We start from the raw sequence: 20476 nt of genomic DNA on the forward strand, positions 1-20476 counted from the left end.
CTACCTCGCCTGCTTCTTGAGAAAGATCGCCGTCAGTCCGATCAGCACCGGTATGGAGGCGAGGAGATACAGGATCTCCTTCTGCACATCGGCAAGGCCCAGCGCCTTGGAAAAGGCGCCGCGCGCGACCGTCACGAAATGCGTCGTCGGATAGTAGGTGCCGATCACCTGTCCGGCACCCTTTAGCGAGGAGACCGGGTCGATGATGCCGGCGTACTGGACCGCCGGGATCAGCGTCAGCAGTGCGGTGCCGAACAGGGCGGCAATCTGGCTGGACACGAAGGTCGACACCAGCATGCCCAGCGCCGTCGTGCAGGTGACGTAGAGGAGTGCTGCAAGCGTGAAGGCGAAAAAACTGCCGGTGAAGGGAACGCGGAAGATGAAGACGGCGAAGGCGGTCAGCAGCACGAAATTCAACATGGCAAGGACCACGTAGGGCAGTTGCTTGCCGAGCAGGAATTCCAGCCGGGTGGTCGGCGTCACGTAGAAATTGATGATCGAACCGAGTTCCTTCTCGCGCACCACGCTGAGCGCGGAAAGGATCGCGGGGATGAGCAGCAGGAGCAGCGGGATCACGGCAGGAGCCATGGCGACGAGGCTCTTGACGTCGGGATTGTAGCGATAGCGCGTTTCCAGCGTGTAATTGCCCCTGGTGGCTTCCTCGCCATAGGCTTCGCGGATTTTCTCCGTGATCCAGTGGGCGTGCACGCCCTGGACATAGCCGCTGATGGTTTCGGCGCGCGTCGGCATGGCGCCGTCGATCCAGGCGCCGATTTCCGGTGTCGCGCCGCGCAGGGCATCGCGGCCGAAATTCGGCGGGATTTCTATCGCCAGGCTGATCTCGCCGCCGCGCATGCGCCGGTCGAGATCGGCATAGTCGGTGATCGGCGGCTTCTCGACGAAATAGCGCGAGCCGGAAAGCTGTTGCGCATAGTCGTCGCTGATCGTCGTGCGGTCGTGGTCGAGAACGGCGAAGGTCAGGTCGTCGACGTCGAGATTGATGCCGTATCCGATGACGAACATCAGGATGACGCTGCCGAAAATCGCCAGCGTGCCGCGGATCGGATCGCGCTGCAGCTCCAGCATTTCCCGGCGGGAATAGCTGAACATCCGCATGAGGTCGAAGAAGCGCCGGGTTGTGCGGACCGGGGCGGAGGCGGATGCCGCCGGTGCCCCGGCCGATGTCGTGGAGGTCTCAGCCGCTGAGGGCTCTGCGCCACCGGCCTTTGCGATCGCATCCTCGAGATAGGCAATGAAGGCCTCCTCTAGCGAGGCCGCTCCTCGTTTTGCGACGATTTCCGCGGGGCGGTCGCTGATGAGAACCGTTCCCGCATGCATCAGCGAGATGCGGTCGCAGCGTTCGGCCTCGTTCATGAAATGGGTCGAGACGAAGATCGTCACACCGTCCTTGCGGGAAAGATCGGCGAGGATCTGCCAGAAATTGTCGCGCGCCACGGGATCGACGCCGGAGGTCGGCTCGTCGAGGATCAGGATTTCCGGCGCATGCACCATGGCGACGGCAAGCGACAGGCGCTGGCGGATGCCGAGCGGCAATGCTTCCGGCAGCGTGTCCATGATGTCGGTGAGGCCGAAGCGCTCGGCCATTTCCCGGATGCGGGGCTCGATCGTTTCCGAGGGAAGATCGAAGAGCTTGGCATGCAGTTCTAGGTTCTGGCGAACCGTCAGCTCCGTATAGAGCGAGAAGGCCTGGCTCATGTAGCCGATGCGCCGGCGGGCGGCGAGGTCGGAGCTTTCGAGTTCCTTGCCGAAGAGTTTGGCTGTGCCTTCCGATGCCTGCAGAAGCCCGGTCAGCATCTTCATCGTGGTCGTCTTGCCGCAGCCGTTCGATCCGAGGAAGCCGAAGATCTCGCCTCGCTCGATCCGGAAGCTGACATCGTTGACGGCGGTGAAATCCCCGAAGCGCATCGAAAGATGCTCCGCCTCGATGGCGATTGCGCCGTCCATCGCGGGGTCCCTCGGGGGGATGACGAGGGTGCCGTGGCCGCTGCGTTTGTCTTCGGGCAGGAGTGCTATGAAGGCGTCGTCGACGGTCGGCGTGCCGGTGCGTTCCAGCAGCTCCTGCGGCGTTCCGGTTGCGAGCACGCGGCCCTCGTCCATCGCGACGAGCCAGTCGAAACGGGCGGCTTCCTCCATGTAGGCGGTGGCGACGATGACGGCCATGCCCGGCCTGCCGGCGCGGATGCGGTCGATCAGTTCCCAGAACTGCCGGCGCGACAGCGGGTCGACGCCGGTCGTCGGCTCGTCGAGGATCAAAAGATCCGGGTCGTGGATCAGCGAGCAGCAGAGGCTGAGCTTCTGCTTCATGCCGCCCGAAAGCTTGCCGGCAGGGCGGTCGGCAAAGGGGGCGAGCCCGGTGCTATCGAGGAGTTCGGCGATGCGGCGTTCGCGCTCTCTGCGGCTGTGCCCGAAGAGTTGGCCGAAGAAGTCGATATTCTCGAAGACCGAGAGTGTCGGATAGAGATTTTTACCCAGACCCTGAGGCATGTAGGCGATGCGCGGGCAGGTTCTCGCCCGGTGTCCTGCATCGGCCATGCTGCCGCCCAGCACCTCGACCTCGCCGGCCTGAATGGCGCGGGCGCCGGCGATCAGCGACAGCAGGCTCGATTTGCCGACGCCGTCCGGGCCGACAAGGCCAACCAGCCCGTCGCCGGGAATGTCGAGCGTGATGGTATCGAGCGCCGTCGTCTTGCCATAGGTTAGCGAAACGCTGCGCAGGCTGGCGACGGGTTGCGCCTCTGTGTCTGCCGATGGGAGAGCGGAGCTCATTGGACGAGCTTGCCCTCCAGATCGGCCGGCCACGGGGTCTCGGGATCGACGCGGACATAGGCCACGCCGGGCACGCCGGTCTTCACGAGCTGGAGGTATTTCTGCAAGAGTTCCGGCTTGATCTTGGCCTTGACGCGGAACATCAGCTTCTCCCGCTCGACGGCCGTCTCCACCGATTTCGGCGTGAACTGGGCGACACTGGCGACATAGGTGACCGTGGCCGGCACCAGATAGTCCGGCAGGGCATCGAGCTTCAGGCGGGCCTCTGAGCCGATCGACAGCTTGCCGGCGGATTCCGTCGGCAGGAAGAAGCTCATATAGACGTCGCCGAGATCGACGAGGTTGACGACGCGACCGCCCCCGGCGACGATTTCACCCGGCTGGGCAACGCGAAACTGCACGCGACCGTCACGCGGCGCCGTCAGCAGGCTGTCTTCGATTTGCGTCCTGATGGTATCGATGGCCGCGTTCGCGGCATCGGACGCCGCCTTGGCATCGACCACCTGGGCATCGGCCGAGCTGATGGCTGCGTCGGCCGCTGCCGATTCGGCTTCTGCCGCCGCAACGGCTGCGCGGGCGCCCTCCACGGCAAAGCGGGCGTCTTCCAGCTGCTGGGTGGAGATGGTGCTCGATTTCGCCAACTGCTCGGCGCGGGCTTCCTGGTTCATCGCGCTTTCGAGCTGCACCCTGCGCTGGGCGATGGCCGCTTCGGCGGCGCGTTTTTCCGCATTGCGCTGGACGACCTGCGCATTGGCCGTATCGATGCCGATGGTGGCGCGCCGGGCCTGCGCTTCGGCCTGCTTGAGCTGGGTATCGAGTTCGCGGGTGTCGATCTGGGCGATCCTGTCGCCGGCTTTGACGAAATCCCCTTCGTCCACGAAGATTTCGCTGATACGGCCGGCAAACTTGGCGGAAACGTCCACCTCCACGGCCTCGATGCGGCCATTGCCGCTGGCGATTCCGGCGGGAAGCTCCGAGGCTGAGATCGACTGCCATGCGTAGTAGCCGCCGCCGGCGGCAAGAGCCACGATGATCGCCAGAATGATGCCGTTCAGTTTGGGAAGTTTCACCGGTAGCCCCCGTATCGAAGTGCGATCTCCCTTTCCGGAAGGGGATACGCATCGCGTCTAATCGTTTGATTAAAACAATATGGTCCAGGCAGGCGCAATAGCTTCGGGATGACACCAGCCGAAAAAATCGGCGAGGGCGGATCCTGTTTCGATTTTAGGTTGCGGGGCTGTTTTCGGCAAGAAAAAGCGCGACGCCCGCCGCCGAGAGCGCTTCGGCGATATCCGGCGGCGGCGGCCTGTCCGTTGCCAATTCGGCGATTTCGGCAAAATCGCAGACCTTGACGAGGCCCTGGCGGCCGAATTTGGAATGGTCGGTCACGACGAGGGTGCGTTTCCCGCGGGACAGTACGGTGCGTGCGAATTCGGCCTCGTTCAGATCGTAATCCATGATGCCGGTTGCCGCGTCGACGGCGCCTGCCGAGATCACCGCATGGGTGACGTTGAAACGGCTGACGAATTCGATGGCCGACACGCCGAAAGCCGCGGCATTGTCGCTGCGCAGTTCGCCTCCGGCCATATAGACCTTGTTGTCGTTGACGGTTGCAAGCGTGCGGGCGATGTCCGAGGAATTGGTGACGACGGTCAGCCGCCGGTGGCCCAGCAGTTCGCGTGCGAGAAAACTCGTTGTCGTGCCAGTGTCGAGCATGATGGAATCGCCGTCGCGGATCGTGGCGGCGACGGCCCGGGCAATGGCTTTCTTGGCAGGGGCGTTTTCCCGCATCCGCTTCTCAAACGGCGCTTCGCCGACCGAGGTCGGCAGTGCAATCGCGCCGTGCATCCGCACGACGACGCCGTTTTCGGCGAGCGGCTTTATGTCGCGGCGCACGGTTTCAAGCGAAACGCGCAATCGGCGGGCAAGATCGGAAATCGAAAGCGTTCCGTCCTGCTGTAGAAATCGCAAGATCTCCCTGTGGCGCTTCGGTTCGTTCATGGCTCCCCGTTTCATCGCTGTCGCAAGCAGATAGCGATGCTTTGGCGGCGGGAAAATGTAAAGTCACAAAAACGGGCAGAAAAACACATAAAACCACATCGGCCGATTGACAGGCCGGCTTTTCTCGCGTGAGATTGCAGGCGATCCTGTCGCGTCCCACGACAAAAACAATGCGGGAACGGCGCGAGGGATTGGCCTGAAACATTTCAAGCGTTCGACCGGGAGAAGCTGCATGTCTTTCCACCAGCCAGCCTTCATGACGTCCGATGGCCCCTGCCAGCAGGCGGGCAGGGTGGCGCGATGAGCGTTTCCATGCCGTCGGAAGCCATCGTCCCGAAGGCCGGGGACGAGCGGATAAGGGCCTTGCCCTGCTGGAACGGTGCGATCGAGATTTCCCTGCTCAAGGGCGGCATCAGCAATGAGAGCTATGTGGTGCGCGATGCCGGCGGTCTGCATGTCGTGCGTTTCGGCAGCGACTATCCGTTTCACCATGTCTTTCGCGACCGCGAGCTTATGACGGCCGAGGCCGCGCAGGCCGCGGGCTTCGGCCCGGACATTCATTACGCCGAACCGGGCGTGATGGTGACGGGGTTCATCGAGGGCAAGACGTTCACCGCGCAGGACGTGATCGCCGAACGCGGACGGATCGCCCGGCTGCTCAGGGATTTTCATGACACCATGCCTCGCTTTGTCAGGGGCGTGGCCTTCCTGTTTTGGCCCTTCCATGTCATTCGCGATTACGCCTACACGCTGGAGAAGGGCAAAAGCCGCATGACGGCGGAACTGCCCGGCTATCTGGCGATTGCCGATGAACTTGAGAAAGCGCAATCGCCGCTGCCGATCGTCTTCGGCCACAACGATCTTCTGCCGGCCAACATCATGGATGACGGCAAGCGTCTGTGGCTGATCGATTATGAATATGCCGGCTTCTCGACGGCGATGTTCGATCTTGCCGGGGTGACCTCGAATGCGGGGTTTTCGGCCGATCAGTCCGATGATTTCCTCGCCACCTATCTCGGGACGACGCCCGATCCCGGCATCCGCCGTTCGCTTGCAGCCATGCAATGCGCTTCGCTGCTGCGCGAGGCGATGTGGAGCATGGTGTCGGAACTGCATCTGTCGGCGCCGGGCGCCGACTACGTCGCCTACACCGCTGAAAATCTCGACCGGCTCGCTGTCGCCCTCGACCATTATCGTAGCCTTTACGGAAAGACGTCTCCATGACCATGCTTCCTTCCCATGCCCAGATCGTCGTCATTGGCGGCGGCATCATCGGCTGTTCGACCGCCTATCATCTCGCCCGAGACCACAAGGCGGATGTGGTGCTTTTGGAGCAGGGCACGCTGACCTCCGGTTCCACCTGGCATGCGGCAGGTCTCGTCGGCCAGTTGCGTTCGTCGGCCTCGATTACCCGCGTGCTGAAATATTCGGTCGAGCTCTACAAGGGTCTGGAGGCCGAGACCGGGCTTGCGACCGGCTGGAAGATGACCGGCTGCCTGCGGCTTGCCACCAATCAGGACCGCTGGACGGAATTCCGCCGTCTTGCCACCACCGCCGGCAGCTTCGGCATGGAGATGCATCTGGTCTCGCCGGAAGAGGTCAAGCGGATGTGGCCGCTGATGAATGTCGACGATCTCGTCGGTGCAAGCTGGTTGCCGACGGACGGACAGGCGAGCCCCTCCGACATTACCCAGTCGCTGGCGAAGGGTGCGCGCATGCATGGCGCGAAGATCGTCGAGAACGTCCGGGTAACGGGCTTCGACATGAAGGACGGCCGCATCGTCGCGGTGAAGACGACGCTCGGCGACATCGCCTGCGAGAAGGTCGTGAACTGTGCCGGACAGTGGGCGCGTCAGGTTGGCGCGATGGCCGGCATCAACGTGCCGCTGCAGCCGGTCAAGCACCAGTATATCATCACCGAGAAGATCGACGGGCTTGCCACCGACGCCCCGACGATCCGCGATCCGGACCGCCGCACCTATTTCAAGGAGGAGGTCGGCGGCCTGGTGATGGGCGGCTACGAGCCAAATCCTCAGGCCTGGACGACCGGAGACGTGCCGGACGAATGGGCCTTCCGCCTGTTCGACGACGATTTCGATCATTTCGAGCAGCACATGGTGCAGGCCATTGAGCGCATTCCGGCGCTGGAAAAGGCCGGCGTCAAGCAGATGATTAACGGCCCCGAGAGCTTTACTCCCGATGGAAACTTCATTCTCGGCGTCGCGCCGGAATGCTCCAACATGTTTGTCGGCGCGGGCTTCAATGCCTTCGGCATCGCTTCCGGCGGCGGTGCGGGCTGGGTGCTGGCACAGTGGGTCGTGGATGGCGAAGCGCCGCTCGATCTCTGGGTGGTCGATATCCGGCGCTTCTCCGGCATGCATCGCGACCGCCAATGGGTGCTCGACCGCACGCTCGAGGCCTATGGCAAGCACTACACCGTCGCCTTCCCGCATGAGGAATATGAAAGCGGCCGGCCGCGGCTGACCTCGCCCCTCTACGAGCGGCTGAAGGCCCATGGCGCCGTGTTCGGCTCCAAGCTCGGCTGGGAACGGCCGAACTGGTTTGCCCTCGCGGGTACGGAAGGGCGGGATGTCTACTCGATGGGCCGGCAGAACTGGTTCGATGCGGTCGGCGCCGAACACGCCCATGTGCGCGAAGCCGTCGGCATCTTCGACCAGTCCTCCTTCGCCAAATACGAGGTGACCGGCCCCGATGCGCTGAAGGTACTGGACCACATCTGCGCCAACGACGTGACCAAGCCGGTCGGTCGCCTGACCTATACCCAGCTTCTCAACACCCGTGGCGGTATCGAGGCGGACATGACGGTCGCCCGTTTCGGCGAAGACAGGTTCTACATCGTCACCGGCACAGGCTTCCGCACCCATGATTTCGGCTGGATCGCCGACCATGTTCCGGCAGGCGCGCGGGTGGAGATGGTGGATGTCACCGAGGACTGGGGCACGCTGTCGCTGATGGGGCCGAGGGCACGGGACGTTCTGGCCGCCGTGACGAAGGCGGATGTCTCGAACGCCGCATTCCCCTTCGGCCATGCGCGGGAAATCGCCATCGCCGGAAGTACGGTGCGGGCCCTGCGCATCACCTATGTCGGCGAACTTGGCTGGGAGCTGCATGTCCCCATCGGTGCCATCGGCGAGGTGTTCGATGCCCTGATGGCGGCGGGACAGCCGTTCGGAGTCAAGCCGGTCGGCTATCGGGCGCTGGAATCGCTTAGGCTGGAAAAGGGCTATCGCGCCTGGGGCTCCGACATCACACCGAACGATACGCCGCTTGAAGCCGGGCTCGGTTTTGCCGTGAAACTCAAGCGTAACGCCGATTTCCTCGGCCGCTCCGCGCTTGAGGCCGTAGCCGGCCAACCGCTGAAGAAGCGGCTGATGGGGTTCACCGCCGGACCGGATGTCGTCCTGCTCGGTCGCGAGACGATCCTGCGCAACGGCGAGCCGGTCGGCTATCTCACCAGCGGCGGCTATGGCTACACGCTCGGCAAGGCAATCGGCTACGGCTATGTCCGCAATGCCGAGGGGGTCAGCGACGACTACCTGACGAGCGGTTCCTACGAACTCGTCGTCGCGATGGAAAAGGTCCCCGCCGAAATCCATCTCGGGCCGATGTTCGATCCTGGCATGGAGCGGATCAAGGCCTGAGCCGGTTCAGGCCAACGGCGGTTTCGGCCAGTTGGTGATGCCGCCGGTCCAGGTTTCGAACAGTTTCGACAGCTTCAGCACGCGCATGTCGTCGAAGCGGGGACCGACGATCTGCAGGCCGATGGGCATGCCCGTTTTCGAAAAGCCGCAGTTGATCGAGGCCGCCGGCTGTTCCGACATGTTCCATGGAACGGTGAAGGCGATATGCTCGAAGGGCTTTTCCGGATCGTTGGTGGGAGAGGCCCAGTCCGCCGGATAGGAGACGATCGGATTGGTCGGCGAGAGCACCGCATCGACGGTGGTGAAGAGCCGTCCGCAGGTCTTGCGCATCTCGATGGTCTGGCCGAAGCCGTGCACCGCCTCGACGCCGGAGACATCCGCCCCCTTTTCGGCCCACTGGTAGATATAGGGCAGGATCTTGGCTCGGCGCTCGGCGCTGAGGTTGCGGATATCGCCCCAGAACTTGGCCCGCCAGAAATTGTCGAGACCGTCGAGCATCTGGCGCGTCAGGACCGGTTCGACCTCGAAGACGGTCGCGCCCGCGTCCTCGAAGCGTTTGGCGGCGGCGAGCACCGCGTCACGAATTTCGGTCTCGACTGCAAGGCCGCAGCCGGCATCCAGCATCACGCCGATCTTCATGCCGCGCACGTCGATCTCGTGGTCCATCCAGTCGAAATCATTGGGCGGCAGGCTGGTGCCGTCGCGCCAGTCGGGGCGCGAAAGCGTCGCCATCGAGAAGGCCGCATCGTCGACGCATCGCGTCATCGGGCCGGCGCAGCGGCCGACATAATAGGGATCGACGGGAATGCGGCCGTGGCTGGGCTTGAAGCCGAAGAGGCCGGTCCAGCCGGCGGGCAGGCGCACCGATCCGCCGATATCCGTGCCGATATGCAAGGGGCCGTAGCCGGCTGCGCCGGCCGCCGCCGCACCCGCGCTCGATCCGCCGGGGTTCTGCGTCAGGTCCCAGGGGTTGCGCGAGAGCGGGTGAAAGCTCGACAGGCCGGAGGAGAGCATGCCGTAGTCGGGGCAGGTGGTCTTGGCGAAGATCACCGCGCCGTCTTCCTTCATACGCGCGGCAATCGGCGCGTCTTCCTCGGCGGGGAGAAGCTCGACCGCGGCGGTGCCGAGCGGAACGGGCTGCCCCTTGGTGGCGATCAGTTCCTTCAGCGAGACCGGAATGCCGTCGAGAGGGCCGAATGGCTCATCCCGCAGCCAGCGTTCGGTGGAGGCTTTGGCCTGTTCGCGCGCGCCCTGCGGGTCATAGGCGTAAAGCGCCGCCACATGCGGTTCGAAGGCCTCGATGCGGGCTTCGACCGCCAGCCAGTATTCATAGGGCGAAAGGGTTTTCGCGCGGTAACCGGCGACAAGGTCCTTGATGGTCAAATTGAGCAAATCAGTCATTTCGGCTTATGCCTTCTGCTTCAAAAATTCGTTCTGTGGCGTTAGTTTCCGTTTTCGGCCATGTCTTCCGCGCCCATGTCTTCCGCACGGTGGCAGGCGGCCTGCCGTCCCGGCGCGATCATGCGCAGTTCCGGCCGCTCGGCGGCGCAGCGTGCTATGGCCAGCGGACAGCGGTTGCGAAAGGCGCAGCCGCCGGCATCGGCACGAGAGGGCGGCGGGGGCGAACGCTCGGAGGCTGCCGGCCGGCCGAAACGCTCGATGCTCGGCTCGGCATCGGCCAGCACCCTCGTATAGGGGTGAAACGGCCGTTCGAAGACATGATGCGCCGGCCCTGTCTCCACCAGCCGGCCGCGATACATGACGCCGACCCGGTCGGCGATGCAGTCGACCACGGCGAGATTGTGGGTGATGAAGAGGAAGCTCACGCCGCGTTTTTCGCGCAGGTCCATCAGGAGGTTCAGCACCTGCGCCTGTACCGAGAGATCGAGCGCCGAGACCGCCTCGTCGGCGATGACCAGCTTCGGTTCGGTGACGAGGGCGCGGGCGATTGCGATGCGCTGACGCTGGCCGCCGGAGAATTCGTGCGGATAACGTCCGGCATGGGCCGCCTGCAGGCCGACGCTTTCCAGCATATCGGCGACCTTCTCGCGGATTTCCGCGCGGCTGGGCCGTCTCGCCAGGACATGCAGCGGTTCGGCGACGATGCGCTCGACCTTCTGGCGCGGATCGAGCGAGCCGAACGGGTCCTGAAACACCATCTGGAAATTCTCGCGCTTGCGCATGAGATCTTTCGGGCGAAGCGAGAACAGGTCGTCGCCATCGAAGAGCACATGGCCCGATGTCGGTCTGTCGAGCGCCGCCACCAGCCGGGCAAGCGTCGATTTCCCGCAACCGCTCTCGCCGACAATGCCGACGATCTCGCCGCCATCGACGGTGAGAGACACCTCGTCCAGCGCCCGTATGCTGTGCGACGTGCCGACCAGCGAATGGCTGACATAGTCGCGGGACAGAACGCGGATATCGAGGAGGGGAGACTTGCTCATCGGTTTCCTTCCTCCATCGTCCGGATGCAGCGGACGCCGCGGTTGGTATCGAAGTGGGTCCAGCCGGGTTCGGCAGTATGACAGGCGTCGATGCGCTCCGGACAGCGGTCGGAGAAAACACAGCCGGCGGGCAGCCTGTTGAATCCGGGCACTGTGCCGCGAATGGTCTGGAGGCGGCCGCCATCCGCCACCCGCTTCGGAATGGCCCGGATCAGCCCCCGGGTATAGGGATTGCGCGGCTCGGTCAGCACCTCGCGGGTGCCGCCTTCCTCCATCCGGCGGCCGGCATACATGACGATGGTGCGCCGGCACATGCGGGCGATGACGCCGAGGTCGTGGCTGACGAGGATCAGCGCCATGCCGTGTTCGCGGGCGAGGTCGTCGAGAATGTCGAGCACTTCCGCCTGCACGGTGACATCGAGCGCCGTGGTCGGCTCGTCGGCGATCATCAGCGCGGGTTTGAGCGAAAGCGCGATGGCGATGCCGACCCTCTGCCGCTGCCCGCCGGACATTTCGTGCGGATAGGTCTTTGCCCGCCGCGCCGCATCGGGAATGCGCACCTGGTCGAGCAGGTCGACGGCTTGGCTCCGGGCATCGCGCCATGACATGCCCTGGTGCCAGACAAGGCCCTCGGCGATCTGGTCGCCGATGGTCATGGCCGGATTGAGCGCGGTCATCGGCTCCTGAAAGATCATGCCGATCCGGTTGCCCCTGATGTGGCAGAGGCGATCTTCCGATGCCGCCAGCAGGTTTTCGCCTTCGAAGGCGATGGTCCCGGTCGCTTCCGCCACACCCGGCAGAAGGCCCATGATGGCGAGCGACAGGAGCGACTTGCCCGAGCCGCTTTCGCCGACCACGCCAAGGCTTTCGCCGGCCTCCACGTTGAAGGCGACGTCTGTGACAATGGGGGTGAGGCTGCCATCGCCCATGCGGATGGAAATGGCGAGATCCCGGACGGAAAGCAGTGGAGCCGTTGTCATGAACGCCCCTTTTCGCGAGGGTCGAGAAGATCCCGCAATCCGTCGCCCAGCATGTTGAAGCCGAAGACGGAGAGCGCGATCGCCAGACCCGGCATGATGGCCAGCCAGGGGGCGGTGGCGAGATAGGTCTGGGCGTCCGCCAGCATGCGGCCCCAGGTCGGGGCCGGCGGCGGCATGCCGAGGCCGAGGAAGCTCAGGCCCGCTTCGGTCAGGATCGCAAGGCCGAGCTGGATCGTGACCTGCACGATGATCTGGTTGGCGATATTGGGCAGAACATGCTCCACGGTGATGAGAAAGCCGCCCTTGCCGGCCCCGCGGGCGGCGAGCACATAGTCGCGCGACCAGATCTGCAGGGCGGCACCCGCAGTCACGCGGGCGAAGACCGGAACCATGAAGACGGCAATCGCGATGATGGCGGTAAACCGCCCGGTGCCGATCAGAGCGCCGAGCATCATGGCGGAGAGGATCGGCGGCACGGCGAAGATCACGTCGCTGACGCGCATCACGAAGGCTTCCGTCAAACCGCGCCGGGCGGCGGCGAAAACGCCGAGGAGGGTGCCGAGCGAAGCGCCGATGGCGACGGCTGCGGCCGAGGTCGACAGCGAGTTCCATGCGCCAACCATCAGCATGGAGGCGATGTCGCGGCCAAACTGGTCGGTGCCGAGGAGGCCGTGAATGAGCGGGGCTTTCAGCTTGTGGACGATCTGCATCTTCGCCGGCGGCAGGGGCGTCCAGACCAGCGAGACGAGGGCGATGGCCACGAGAGACACGATGATCGTCGCGCCGATCGCAAGGTTCGGACGGCGAAAGGCGAGCCAGGGGCGGGTACGCCCGGTTGCAGGCGTGGCGGCGTTCATCGGCTGCGCCCCCTCAGTCTAGGGTCGAGCAGCAGGTAGGAAAGATCGACGAGGAAATTCATTGTGATGACCAGTGCCGCGAAGAACAGGACCACATCCTGCAGGACGATGATGTCCCGCTGGGAGAGCGCCTGAAGCGCCAGCCGTCCGAGCCCCGGCAGGTTGAAGACATTTTCGATCAGCACGGCGCCGGCGATCAGGAAGGTGAATTGCAGGCCGAGAATGGTCGCGACCGGCACCAGCGCGTTGCGCACGGCATGGCGCCAGAGTGCGGCGCGGCGGGAGAGGCCCTTGGCGCGCGCCGTGCGGACGAAATCCTCGTTCAGCACTTCCAGAACCGAAGAGCGGGTGACGCGGGTCAGCACGCCCGCCTGTTGCAGCGCCAGCGCCACGGCCGGCAGGAGAAGCGCTTCGAGACCGGCGATGATGCCCGCCTGCCAGCCGGGAAAACCGCCGGCCGGGAGCCAGCCGAGGCTCATCGAGAAGGCGAGGATCAGCAGCAGCGCCACCCAGAAACCCGGAACGGCGATGAAAAGCTGGGAAACGAAGCCGCCGGCGTAATCGACCGCCGAATTGCGTCGGCTGGCGGAAACCACGCCGAGCGGAATGGCGATCGCCATCGAAATCAGGATCGCCATCAGCGCCAGCGGCAGCGTCACGGCGAGCCTTTCTGCGATCAGGCCGGCAACCGGAACGCCATAGGTGTAGGATTTTCCCAGATCGCCTGTCGCCACGCCGGCCAGCCATTGCAGGTAGCGGATGACGAGCGGCTGGTCGAGGCCGAGTTCATGGCGCAGCGCTGCCAATGTGTCGGGACTTGCCGACATGCCCAGCATGATCGAGGCGGGATCGCCCGGCAGGATATCCATGACGATGAAGATCAGGGCCGAAACGGCAAGAAGCGTCAGGACGAGGCCGGCGATGCGGCGGGCGAGAAGCGTCAGCATGGGGGTAAGCTCCCGTTATGCTGACGTTGCCTTTCCGTGTTTTGTTTTTGCTGTCCAGTCAATCCACCCCTCTCAAGGGGGGAGATCGGTGACGGTTGCCCTGTGTATGCTTCGGTCGACATCGAGGATCGGTTCTTCTTCGTCATCTGTCGGGGGGATAGCCTTTCAGCGCGGCTCGACACCGATCGGCATGGCTGGTGATATCCACCTGCGATCTCCCCCCTTGAGGGGGAGATGCCCGGCAGGGCAGAGGGGGGTGCAATGCTCATGGCTCGTCTCTCAGCGAGGCGTGCGGGCGACACTCACTCTTCCCAATAAACCTCGGTCAGCACGTTGGACGGGATCGGCTCGTTTTCCCAGAGGCCCTTGAGTTTCCTGTCCCAGATGCCGAGCTTCGGCATGACGAAAAGGAAGAGCGCCGGAACGTCCTCGGCGAGGATCTTCTGGGCTTCGCCGTAGAGCTTGTCCTGTTCGGCGGTGTCGGAAGTTGCCTCGATCTTCTTCAGGAGGTCGTTGAAGGCCGGGTTCTTATAGTTGAAGTAGTAGGGATCGCGGGCATAGATATCGATGTCCATCGGCTCGGCATGGGCGACGATGGTCATCTCGTAGTCGCGACCCTTCAGGACGTCCTGCACCCATTTGGCCGGAAACTCGGTCGGCTCGATGTTCATCGTCACGCCGATTTCGGCGAACATCGCCTGCATCACCTGGGCGCTGCTCGGGGCGTAGGCCATCTGCGGCGTCTTGATGGTGAAGCTGAAGCCGTTCGGATAGCCGGCCTCGGCCAGCAGAGCCTTGGCCTTTTCCGGATCGTAAGGGTAGACCCCGGTGAGATCGATATACCCGCGGTCGTTCGGCGTGTAGTGGCTGCCGATCGGCGTGCCGTAGCCGGACCGCGCGCCCTCGACGATGACGGAGCGGTCAAGCGCCATCATCAGCGCCTGACGGACGCGCTTGTCGTCGAACGGCTTGCGGGCGTTGTTCATGCCGGCCACGACCTTGAGCTCGGTATTGCCGATCACGGTCGCAAGCCTGGGATCGTCCTTGAAGGTTTCCACGAGTTCCGGAGCGCTGAATTCCGCGAAAGCGTCGACATCGCCGGATTTCAGCGCGGCGGCCTGTGCCTGCGGGTCGGAGATGAAGCGGAAGGTGACCTTTTCCAGTTTCACCTGCCGGTCCTTGTTCCAGTAGTCCGGATTGGCCTCGAGTTCGACCTTGTCGCCCTTTGCCCAGCTGACGAACTTGAACGGGCCGGTGCCGATCGGCGTGGTCTTGTCGTCGGCCGCGCTCTTCGTGCCGACGATGGAGGACGACGGCCAGCCGAGCCAATAGAGCAGGCTTCCGGCCGGCTCCTTCAGCTTCAGCACCAGCGTTGCCGCATCGGGTGTCTCGATGGTGTCGATGGCGGCGAAGAAGCGCTTCTGCGGATTGACGCTGTCGGCGCCGCGGGCGCGGTCGAGCGAAGTCTTGGCGACGGAGGAATCGAAGGCTTCCCCGTCATGGAACTTCACGCCTTCGGCAAGATGAAAGGTGTAGGTCAGCCCGTCTGCGGAAATGTCCCAGCTCGTGGCAAGCTGCGGCTGGATATTGCCGTCGCGGTCTATAGTGACGAGGCCTTCGAAAATGTTCTGCCACGTCACCTGGCCGATGGCGACGGGTGCTGCAACCGTCGGGTCGAGGCCGGTCGGCTCGACCGCCATGCCGAGCGTCAGATCCTTCTGCGCGGCGAAAGCGGAGCCGGAAAACACGATGGCCGCCGTGGCGGCAAGGCCGAGGGCGAAGCTTCGGAAGGTTTTCCGTCCGGCGAGACCTGCGGCAAGCAAAGCATTGGTCATGAAATTCCCCTGTTCCTGGCGCTCGTTCTGTTTCGGCAGTTTAGCCGATGGCGCGGTGCAAAAAATACTGGCATCTCGTTGGCGCGCACACAATGCGGTTTTTTGTGTTCTCCGTGTATCGAAAATCGCTACACTCTTTTGCCCGTCGCGCGGGGCATGGCCTCACGCATGAAGCGGTCTATGGCATCGAGCAGTTTTGTCGCAGCAAAGGACAACTGGCGGTCCGAGGCGACGCAAAGCTCGATCGGGGTGCGGATGCCCCTGTTTCCGGCAATCGGGATCGCCACCAGTTGCCCCGCACGGCATTCGCGCAGCACGGTCAATGCCGGCAGCAGGGTTACGGCGGCGCCCCGCAGCACCAGTTCCTTCTGCATTTCCAGCGAACTGGTCACGAAGACCGGATCGAGCGTGACACCGGCCGATTTGAACAGCGCATCGAAGGCGAGCCGCGCGCCGAAAGAGCGGTCCGGCACCGCGAGCGGATAGGCGGCCAGTTGCGGAACCGTCAGCTCGGCATGGCTTGCCGCCGGATGGTCGGCGGCGGCGATGACGTCGTAGACGATCTCGGCGCGCAGGCGCACCTTGGTTCCCGGTTCGGGTTCGGAAAACAGCGTGACGGCGATGTCGGCCTCGGCATTGGCCACGGCCTCGATCGCCGCGCGGGCGGAGGCGATGGTCACGGAAAAGCGGATCTTGGGGAATTTCAGGCTGAAATCGGCAAGCGCCGGTGCGAGCAGATTGGCGACCGTGGCGCCGCTTGCGAAGATGTTGACGTGGCCGCGCTTCAGCCCTTCGAGATCGTCGATCAGTTGCCGGACGTGGTCGAGTTCCCTGAGCGTCTTGCCGGCGCGGGCGGCCAGCAGTTCGCCGGCGGATGTCAGCCGCACCCCGCGGCTCGAGCGCTCGACGAGCGGCGTTCCGAAATAATGTTCGAGCTGGTCGATCTGGCGGGCGAGCGCCGTCGGCTGGATGTTGAGCTTGTCCGCCGCGGCCCGGATCGAGCGGGCGCGCACCAGTTCGTCGAAATAGATCAGAGCCCTAATCTGCATGTCAGGATTTGCCGTCCCCGTTTTCACCGGCGGGTTCGTTCCCGCCGCCGATGAAATTCGTAGGGACTTGCTCGTCCTGAGACAAGTCCGGCCCAGAAGGCGCCCAGGAGAGGGGGCCACGTCGGCCGGGATGTTCGAGCCTCAGGCGAGCGTTTTCCTATTCCGGATCGTTTGCGCTGTCCGGCGTAGAGCCTTTATCCAGCAGACCTGCCTTGCGGGCGGCCTCGACAAAGGCCTTGCGTGCGATGTCGGAAGCCCTGTCCGTTTCCAGGGCCATGCCGCACCAGCGCTTGGCGCGTTGATAGGCGGCGCCGTGCCGGACCGGCCATTCCTCCTCCAGGAAGTAGAGGGCGTCATAGGCTTCCTTGAAGCTTCTCGTCAGTCCGCATTGCAGTTTCAGTTCGACGGGTTCGTTCCAGGTGGGTGTGGTGTGGATCATTACATCCTCCATTGCGACCGCCCTAACTCCCTGATGTCATCGAGGTTCCATCGGAACGACAAAATTTTCCGGAGTGCCCAAGGCGTCAGATTGAGCCTGCGGGATCGACCGTCGCTGTCGCTGCGTCCCGGCGGCGAAGCCAGTCGGCGGTTCTTTCGCAGGCCGATGCGGCGGCGGCGGTGATCGGCATGCCGTTCAGCAGCTCATGGAGCAGCGCGCCGCTGAAACTGTCGCCTGCTCCGATGGTGTCGGCGGTCACCACCCTTTCATGCACGACGACGCGGGTTTCGTTCCGGCCGTCATAGACGGAGATTTCATTCGGCCCGTCGGTCAGCATCAGGTCCTTCAGGCGATTGCCCGCTATCGTGCGCGCCGCCTGCCAGATTTCATCGAGGCCTTGGCCCGGAAAATCGGCCCTGGAGCCGACGATCACATCGGCGGGGCGGGGCGTCGGGTTCCTCAATGGAAACTGCGAGACGACAAGCGCCGCCTTGTCGAGCGAAGCGACGATTGCGTCCGAAAGCTGCATGCCGTTGACGTAGAAGGCCCCCGCCTGAAGCGGGCGCTCAAGCTTGAAGTGGCGGGCGATGCGTTTGGTGCTGCCGAGAATGGTGCGTTCGCCGGTCGGGTCGAGGAAGATTTCGGCAAATTCCGTCTCACCCTCGCCGAGGGTCACATGGTCTGTGCCAAACCCTTCCCGCCTGAGTTCTTCCAGGGCGCCCCGGCCGTGCTCGTCATCGGCAAGCGTCGTGACAAGCTCGACGTTCCGGCCGAGCGCGCGCAGCATGCCGCCGGTATAATAGCCACCCCCGCCGAGGCGCACGGTGCGGTCGATCCAGGCGATGCGGCCGCCGGGGCGCAGCGGTTCCTTCAGCCGCCAGACGCGGTCATGGTTGACGTGGCCGATGACGACGACCGGGTCGTTGCCGGCTGGTGTTTCGCGCTGCATGTGGACGTGTTTCCCTGCCCTATACGATCATTGTTGCGATTGCTTTTCGCTCCCCCGGTCAGGATGGCGGGAAGCCGCCGTCTGTTCAAGAGCGGCGATTGCCGGCGTCAGCCTGCCTTGACGTCAAGCCATTGCCGGATGCCGGATGCCGCCGCCTTGCCGGTGGCGAGGCAGGCGGTCAGCAGATAACCTCCCGTCGGGGCCTCCCAGTCGAGCATTTCGCCTGAAACGAAGCTTCCGGGCAGCGCCTTCAGCATGAAACGATCATCGATGCTGTCGAAGGAAATACCGCCGGCCGAGGAGATGGCTTCGGCGATTGGGCGCGGTGAGGCGACGGGCAAGGGCAGCGCCTTGACGAGGCCGGCAAGCGCTTCCGCATCGAGACAATTGGCGTCGGGAACGAGTTCCCGCAGCAGGGCGGTCTTGACGCCATCGAGGCCGGTCGCCTTGCGCAGCCGGTTGGAAAAGCTCGCCTTGGCGTCCTGTCTCGCCAGATCGCGCACCAGTCTTTCCCGCGTCCGGCCCGACGCAAGGTCGAGAACGAGGCTGGCCCTGCCGGCGGTGGCAAGCGCGTCGCGCAGTGCTGCGGCATGGGCATAGACGAGGCTGCCCTCGATGCCGTGACGGCTGATGACGAATTCGCCGGGAATGGTGCCGGCCGCACTCGTCGCGGTCACGGATTTCAGCGGTTCGCCGGCGAAGCGGTCGAGGAAGGTTTGCGAGAATGCGCAGTCGAAGCCGCAATTGGCCGGCCGGAAATCATGGATGTCGACATTCTTTTCGCGAAGCCAGGTGGTCCAGCCGGCATCGGAACCGAGCTTCGGCCAGCTCGCGCCGCCGAGCGCCAGAAGCACCGCATCGGCCTCGATCCGCTTTTCGCCCTCCGGTGTCTCTATGCGATAAGTATCCCCGTCGAAGCCGGTCCAGCGATGCCTCGTCAGGATCGTGACGCCCTGCGTCTCCAGCCGTTTCAGCCAGGCGCGCAGCAGCGGCGAGGCCTTCATGGCCTTGGGGAAGACGCGGCCCGATGTGCCGATAAAGGTTTCCGTGCCGAGTGCTGCCGCCCAGCTGCGGATATCCTCCGGGGTAAAGGCATCCAGCGCCGGCCGCAGCCTTTCGCCCGCCGTGCCGAAGCGGGTGACGAAACGCTCATAGGGTTCGGCATGGGTGATGTTGAGGCCGGATTTACCCGCGAGCAGGAACTTCCGGCCAACGGTCGGCATCGCCTCGTAGACGGTGACGGCATGGCCGGCGCGGGAAAGCTCTTCCGCCGCCATCAGCCCCGCCGGCCCGCCGCCGATGATCGCGATCCGTTTCGCCACCATTTCTTGCTCTCAATCCAGCCGGAAGCCCAAGAGGCGATCCGTCAGGGCGTCGATCGTTGCCGAATCCGCATTGGCGAAGGCAAAGCGCAGATAGCCTTCCTGCGCCTCGCCGAAATAGGCGCCGGGAATGCAGACGACACCGGCTTCGCGGGCGAGCTTCTCGGCCACCAGCGCGGAAGGCCTGCCTTCGAAGGGATGGCGGATGAAGGCGAAATAGGCGCCGAGCGAATCCATCTTCCAGTCCGGCAGCTTCGCCATGACACCCTTCAGCGTGTCCGCCCGCTTCAGGATTTCCTTGCGGTTGTCGTTGCGCCAGTCGCGCAGCGCCGGAATGGCGCGGGCGACTGCGGCCTGCGGCGCGCGGGGCGCACAGATCTGCAGGTTGTCCATCACCTTGGCAATTTCCGCGACGGCTTTCGGGCCGGCGGTGACGGCACCAAGACGATGACCCGGAATGCAGAAGGACTTGGAGAAGGAATAAAGCAGGATCAGGTTGTCTTCCCAGCCGGGAATGGACAGGAGATCGTGCGGCTTGTCACCTTGCGGCAGGAAGTCCCGATAGGTCTCGTCGAGGATCAGCCAGACGCCGGCCTGACGGCAGGCTTCGAAAATCTCCCGCAGCAGATCGGCGGGATAGATCGCGCCGGTCGGATTGTTCGGCGAGACGAGCGCAATGGCCTTGATGCCCTTCGCCAGTGCCGCGCGGACCGCGTCGACATCCGGTACGAAACCCTTTGCCGGATCGAGCGGCACCAATACGCGCTCGATGTCCATCATGGCGAGCGTGGTTTCCTGGTTGAAGTAGAAAGGCTCGGTCAGCGCCACCTTGTCGCCCGGACCGGCGATCGCCATCGCCACAGCCATAAAGGCCTGATTGCAGCCGGAGGTGATGTGGATGTTCTGCGCGTCGACCGGCGCGCCGTAGATTTCCGCGACATCTGCCGCATAGACCTTGCGCAGGTCGGTTTCGCCCTCGATCGGGCCGTAGCCGGCGAATGCGCGGGAAGCGGCGGCCTCTCCGAGCCAGACAAGCAGGTCCGGATGCGGCGCGTAGCCGGGGACGGCCTGCGACAGGTCGATCAGCGGGCCGCGGCCGCCGTCATAGGCGCGGGCCCAGGCGAAGACGGACGGCACCGGCGGGGGCGACAGGCGGGAGACGAGCGAGTTGAACGAGGCGGAGGGCATGGTGATTTCGGCAGTC

The 20476-nt window shown here is 64.2% G+C and carries 16 protein-coding genes; 2 read left to right on the top strand and 14 right to left on the bottom strand.

Going from position 1 to position 20476, the window contains the following annotated elements:
• The 3 genes from rbbA to J5N58_RS03755 all read right to left on the bottom strand — a co-directional run bounded on the left by rbbA (nt 1) and on the right by J5N58_RS03755 (nt 4788).
• Nucleotides 1-2787 (bottom strand): ribosome-associated ATPase/putative transporter RbbA, encoded by a 2787-nt coding sequence (gene rbbA, locus J5N58_RS03745; protein WP_244709733.1) that lies wholly within the window; start codon nt 2785-2787, stop codon nt 1-3.
• Nucleotides 2784-3857, bottom strand: coding sequence for an HlyD family secretion protein (locus J5N58_RS03750; protein ID WP_244709735.1), 1074 nt, complete (start codon nt 3855-3857; stop codon nt 2784-2786). Before J5N58_RS03750 ends, rbbA begins: the two co-directional genes overlap by 4 nt.
• A 154-nt stretch (nt 3858-4011) precedes the next feature.
• Nucleotides 4012-4788 (bottom strand): DeoR/GlpR family DNA-binding transcription regulator, encoded by a 777-nt coding sequence (locus J5N58_RS03755; protein ID WP_112829177.1) that lies wholly within the window; start codon nt 4786-4788, stop codon nt 4012-4014.
• Nucleotides 4789-5088: 300 nt separating this feature from the next.
• On the opposite strand from J5N58_RS03755, the gene J5N58_RS03760 reads away from it, so the two are divergent.
• Nucleotides 5089-6012: a choline/ethanolamine kinase family protein gene (locus tag J5N58_RS03760; RefSeq protein WP_244709738.1), complete on the top strand. Its 924-nt coding sequence runs from the start codon at nt 5089-5091 to the stop codon at nt 6010-6012.
• The gene (locus J5N58_RS03765; RefSeq protein WP_113466396.1) at nt 6009-8450 is read left to right on the top strand and encodes a GcvT family protein; all 2442 of its coding nucleotides are present in this window, start codon (nt 6009-6011) and stop codon (nt 8448-8450) included. Before J5N58_RS03760 ends, J5N58_RS03765 begins: the two co-directional genes overlap by 4 nt.
• Nucleotides 8451-8456: 6 nt before the next feature.
• Here J5N58_RS03765 and J5N58_RS03770 read toward each other — a convergent pair whose 3' ends face one another.
• From J5N58_RS03770 to J5N58_RS03820, 11 genes are all read right to left on the bottom strand, one after another.
• On the bottom strand, nt 8457-9851 hold the full coding sequence (locus J5N58_RS03770) for an amidase (protein ID WP_113466397.1): 1395 nt from the start codon (nt 9849-9851) through the stop codon (nt 8457-8459).
• A gap of 41 nt (nt 9852-9892) precedes the next feature.
• A complete protein-coding gene (locus tag J5N58_RS03775; protein ID WP_244709740.1) occupies nt 9893-10894 on the bottom strand; it encodes an ABC transporter ATP-binding protein in 1002 nt (333 codons plus the stop codon).
• A complete protein-coding gene (locus J5N58_RS03780) occupies nt 10891-11874 on the bottom strand; it encodes an ABC transporter ATP-binding protein (protein ID WP_244709742.1) in 984 nt (327 codons plus the stop codon). The genes J5N58_RS03775 and J5N58_RS03780 overlap by 4 nt, the downstream gene beginning before the upstream one ends.
• The gene (locus J5N58_RS03785) at nt 11871-12731 is read right to left on the bottom strand and encodes an ABC transporter permease (RefSeq protein ID WP_113340889.1); all 861 of its coding nucleotides are present in this window, start codon (nt 12729-12731) and stop codon (nt 11871-11873) included. The genes J5N58_RS03780 and J5N58_RS03785 overlap by 4 nt, the downstream gene beginning before the upstream one ends.
• The gene (locus J5N58_RS03790) at nt 12728-13678 is read right to left on the bottom strand and encodes an ABC transporter permease (protein ID WP_244709745.1); all 951 of its coding nucleotides are present in this window, start codon (nt 13676-13678) and stop codon (nt 12728-12730) included. Before J5N58_RS03790 ends, J5N58_RS03785 begins: the two co-directional genes overlap by 4 nt.
• Before the next feature lie 302 nt (nt 13679-13980).
• Nucleotides 13981-15513: an ABC transporter substrate-binding protein gene (locus tag J5N58_RS03795; RefSeq protein WP_113444280.1), complete on the bottom strand. Its 1533-nt coding sequence runs from the start codon at nt 15511-15513 to the stop codon at nt 13981-13983.
• Between the two features lie 128 nt (nt 15514-15641).
• Entirely contained in the window at nt 15642-16562 is a 921-nt protein-coding gene (locus tag J5N58_RS03800; protein ID WP_113424365.1) for a LysR family transcriptional regulator, read from the bottom strand.
• A gap of 157 nt (nt 16563-16719) precedes the next feature.
• Nucleotides 16720-17001, bottom strand: coding sequence for a DUF982 domain-containing protein (locus J5N58_RS03805; RefSeq protein WP_113340885.1), 282 nt, complete (start codon nt 16999-17001; stop codon nt 16720-16722).
• Nucleotides 17002-17086: 85 nt separating this feature from the next.
• A complete protein-coding gene (locus tag J5N58_RS03810; protein WP_244709747.1) occupies nt 17087-17950 on the bottom strand; it encodes a PfkB family carbohydrate kinase in 864 nt (287 codons plus the stop codon).
• A 107-nt stretch (nt 17951-18057) separates the two neighbouring features.
• The gene (locus J5N58_RS03815; protein ID WP_244709749.1) at nt 18058-19275 is read right to left on the bottom strand and encodes a TIGR03862 family flavoprotein; all 1218 of its coding nucleotides are present in this window, start codon (nt 19273-19275) and stop codon (nt 18058-18060) included.
• Between the two features lie 9 nt (nt 19276-19284).
• Nucleotides 19285-20460, bottom strand: coding sequence for an aminotransferase (locus J5N58_RS03820; RefSeq protein ID WP_244710086.1), 1176 nt, complete (start codon nt 20458-20460; stop codon nt 19285-19287).
• Between the last annotated feature and the right edge of the window lie 16 nt (nt 20461-20476).

This window comes from Paenirhizobium cremeum, assembly GCF_022884085.1.
GTDB classification, from domain to species: domain Bacteria; phylum Pseudomonadota; class Alphaproteobacteria; order Rhizobiales; family Rhizobiaceae; genus Allorhizobium; species Allorhizobium cremeum.

Excerpts from the sequence above, each read along its gene's own strand:
- J5N58_RS03810 (WP_244709747.1), bottom strand. The coding sequence starts at position 17,950 with ATGCAGCGCGAAACACCAGCCGGCAACGACCCGGTCGTCGTCATCGGC.
- J5N58_RS03780 (WP_244709742.1), bottom strand. The coding sequence starts at position 11,874 with ATGACAACGGCTCCACTGCTTTCCGTCCGGGATCTCGCCATTTCCATC.
- J5N58_RS03790 (WP_244709745.1), bottom strand. The coding sequence starts at position 13,678 with ATGCTGACGCTTCTCGCCCGCCGCATCGCCGGCCTCGTCCTGACGCTT.
- rbbA (WP_244709733.1), bottom strand. The coding sequence starts at position 2,787 with ATGAGCTCCGCTCTCCCATCGGCAGACACAGAGGCGCAACCCGTCGCC.
- J5N58_RS03815 (WP_244709749.1), bottom strand. The coding sequence starts at position 19,275 with ATGGTGGCGAAACGGATCGCGATCATCGGCGGCGGGCCGGCGGGGCTG.
- J5N58_RS03765 (WP_113466396.1), top strand. The coding sequence starts at position 6,009 with ATGACCATGCTTCCTTCCCATGCCCAGATCGTCGTCATTGGCGGCGGC.
- J5N58_RS03800 (WP_113424365.1), bottom strand. The coding sequence starts at position 16,562 with ATGCAGATTAGGGCTCTGATCTATTTCGACGAACTGGTGCGCGCCCGC.
- J5N58_RS03805 (WP_113340885.1), bottom strand. The coding sequence starts at position 17,001 with ATGATCCACACCACACCCACCTGGAACGAACCCGTCGAACTGAAACTG.
- J5N58_RS03785 (WP_113340889.1), bottom strand. The coding sequence starts at position 12,731 with ATGAACGCCGCCACGCCTGCAACCGGGCGTACCCGCCCCTGGCTCGCC.
- J5N58_RS03820 (WP_244710086.1), bottom strand. The coding sequence starts at position 20,460 with ATGCCCTCCGCCTCGTTCAACTCGCTCGTCTCCCGCCTGTCGCCCCCG.
- J5N58_RS03775 (WP_244709740.1), bottom strand. The coding sequence starts at position 10,894 with ATGAGCAAGTCTCCCCTCCTCGATATCCGCGTTCTGTCCCGCGACTAT.
- J5N58_RS03760 (WP_244709738.1), top strand. The coding sequence starts at position 5,089 with ATGAGCGTTTCCATGCCGTCGGAAGCCATCGTCCCGAAGGCCGGGGAC.
- J5N58_RS03770 (WP_113466397.1), bottom strand. The coding sequence starts at position 9,851 with ATGACTGATTTGCTCAATTTGACCATCAAGGACCTTGTCGCCGGTTAC.
- J5N58_RS03795 (WP_113444280.1), bottom strand. The coding sequence starts at position 15,513 with ATGACCAATGCTTTGCTTGCCGCAGGTCTCGCCGGACGGAAAACCTTC.
- J5N58_RS03755 (WP_112829177.1), bottom strand. The coding sequence starts at position 4,788 with ATGAACGAACCGAAGCGCCACAGGGAGATCTTGCGATTTCTACAGCAG.